Below are 2675 nucleotides of genomic sequence, written 5' to 3' on the forward strand. Positions count from 1 at the left end.
TCACGGCGGCCGGCGGAGCCGGCAGCGCCACGCCGATCCGTTCCTGGCAGGTGCAGTCCAGCACGACCGTCGGCGACGACGGCGCCGCCCTCTCCGCCCCGGGCCACAGCACGCACGGCTGGTACGTGGCGCCCGCCCGCTCCACCGTGGTGGCGGCCCTGCTCGCCGACGGCCTGTACCCGGACGTCTTCCGCTCCACCAACCTGCGTGCCATCGACCCCGCGCTCTTCCAGGTCCCCTGGTGGTACCGCTCCACCTTCACCGTCAACGGCGGTGCGCACAGCGGCCGTACGGTGCTGCGCGCCGACGGCGTCATCCCGGGCGCCGACGTCTGGGTGAACGGCAAACAGGTCGCCACCCGCCAGACCGTCCAGGGCGCGTACACCGTCAACGACATCGACATCAGTTCCGTCGTCCGTCCCGGCGAGAACGCCATCGCCTTCAAGATCCCGCCGGCCGACCCGGACAAGGACCTGTCCATCGGCTGGGTCGACTGGAACCAGACGCCGCCCGACAACAACATGGGCATCTGGCGCGATGTGGAGATCCTGCGCACCGGCGACGTCTCGCTCCACAACGCGCATGTCACACCGGAGCTCTCGCTGCCCTCCCTCGACCACGCGGGACTGACCGTCGCCGTCGACGCGCACAACGCGGCGGCGACGGCGGCCACCGTCGACGTCGCGGGCACGGTCGGCGGCCACGGCGCCCCGATCGCCTTCGGCCGCCGGGTCGATCTGGGGCCGGGCGAGACGAGGACGGTCACCTTCACGCCCGCCGACACGCCCGCGCTCAACGTCCGTAAGCCCGCGGTCTGGTGGCCGGCCGGCGAGGGAGCCCACCCGCTCTACGACCTGAAGGTCACCGCTTCCCTGGCGGGCGCCGTCAGCGACCGGGCCTCGGCCGAATTCGGCATCCGGAGTGTCACCAGCTCCGTCGCGCCGGGCGGCGGACGGCAGTTCGTCGTCAACGGCCGCAAGATCCAGTTGCGCGGCGGCGGTTGGGCGCCCGACATGTTCCTCCGCGACGACCAGCGACGTACGGCCGCCCAACTCGGCTACGTGACCGACCTGGGGCTGAACACCGTCCGTCTCGAAGGCAAGTTGGAGAATCCGGAGTTCTTCGACATGGCCGACCGCGACGGCATCATGGTGCTCCCCGGCTGGGAGTGCTGTGACAAGTGGGAGGCATGGGCCGGGACCGGGGGCGAGGACTGGACCGCCGAGGACCACACCACCGCCGTCAGGTCGGCGGCGAGCGAGGCGGTGCTGCTCAACAACCACCCCTCCGTCGTCGCCTTCCTCATCGGCAGTGACAACGCGCCGCCCGCTGACATCGCGAAGTCCTACACGGACGCCTTCGGCAAGGCGGGCTGGTCGCTGCCGCTCGTATCGGCGGCCTCCGACCAGAGCACCAGCGCCACCGGCGACTCCGGCATGAAGATGACCGGCCCCTACGCCTACGTACCGCCCAACTACTGGTACTCGACCCGCGACGACGAGGGCGGGGCCGTCGGCTTCAACTCCGAGACCAGCGCGGGCGAGGCCATCCCACGGCAGTCCACGCTCGACCAGATGATGACGCCCGAGGAGCAGCGGCAGCTCTGGCAGGAGCCGGGCACCGCGCAGTACCACGCGGGCGGGGACGGTTCGCAGTTCGCCGACCTCTCGCTCTTCGACAACGCCCTCACCGAGCGCTACGGAGCACCCACCGCGCTCAGCGACTACGTACGCAAGTCACAGCTCGCCAACTACGAGGCGACCCGCGCCCAGTTCGAGGCGTACGGCAGCCGGGCCGACGCCGCCGAGCCCGCCACCGGGGTCATCTACTGGATGCTCAACAGCGCCTGGCCGAGCCTGCACTGGCACCTCTTCGACCACAACCTCGACCAGGCGGGCGGGTACTTCGGCGCCAAGAAGGCCAACGAGCCCGTACACATCCAGTACGGGTACGACAGCCAGGCCGTCCAGGTCGTCAACCACACCCCGGACGCCACGGGCGCGCTCACCGCGAACGTACAACTCCGCGACCTCGACGGAACGGTGAAGCTGGACCGGCGGACGAAGCTCGCCCCCGTGCCCGGCGGACACACGGCGGACGCGGCGACCGTCGCGCCGCCGGCCGGGCTGACCAGCACGTACTTCGTCGAGCTGACCCTCACCGACAGCCACGGCAAGCAGGTCAGCCACAACGTGTACTGGACCTCGACGAAGCCCGATGTCCTCGACCACGCCAACACGACCTGGTACTACACACCGCAGAGCGCGTACGCCGACCTGACCGGGCTTGAGCGGCTGTCCGCCGCCGACGTCAGGTCCACGGTCGACTCCACCACCAGCGGCGGCCGGACGACCACCCGCGTCACCCTCCGCAACGCCGGAACGGTGCCGGCCGTCGACCTGCACGCCACCGTGCTCGGCGCCCGCCACGGCGCCGAGGTGGTCCCGGTGTCGTGGAGCGACGACGACATCACGCTCTTCCCCGGCCAGCGGACCACGCTGACCGCGACCTACCGGACGGCCGACCTGCACGGCGACCGCCCCGCGGTCGACCTGACCGGCTTCAACACACCGGAGCGGCCGAAGGAGAGCTGATCACACCGCTTCACATCGCTTCACGCCGCTTCTTCAGCGGTGGTCACAGGAACGGCCGGGGGCTCCACCGAGCCCCCGGCC

Annotated in this window: 1 protein-coding gene; it reads left to right on the forward strand. The window is 70.9% G+C overall.

Annotation, left to right across the window (positions count from 1 at the left end; translation table 11 throughout):
• Positions 1-2594 (forward strand): sugar-binding domain-containing protein (locus QR77_RS46895; protein ID WP_052489051.1); only part of this gene is annotated, 2594 nt, incomplete at its 5' end.
• Positions 2595-2675: the final 81 nt, after the last annotated feature.

Source organism: Streptomyces sp. 150FB (genome assembly GCF_000818195.1).
In the GTDB taxonomy this organism is placed as follows: Bacteria; Actinomycetota; Actinomycetes; order Streptomycetales; family Streptomycetaceae; genus Streptomyces.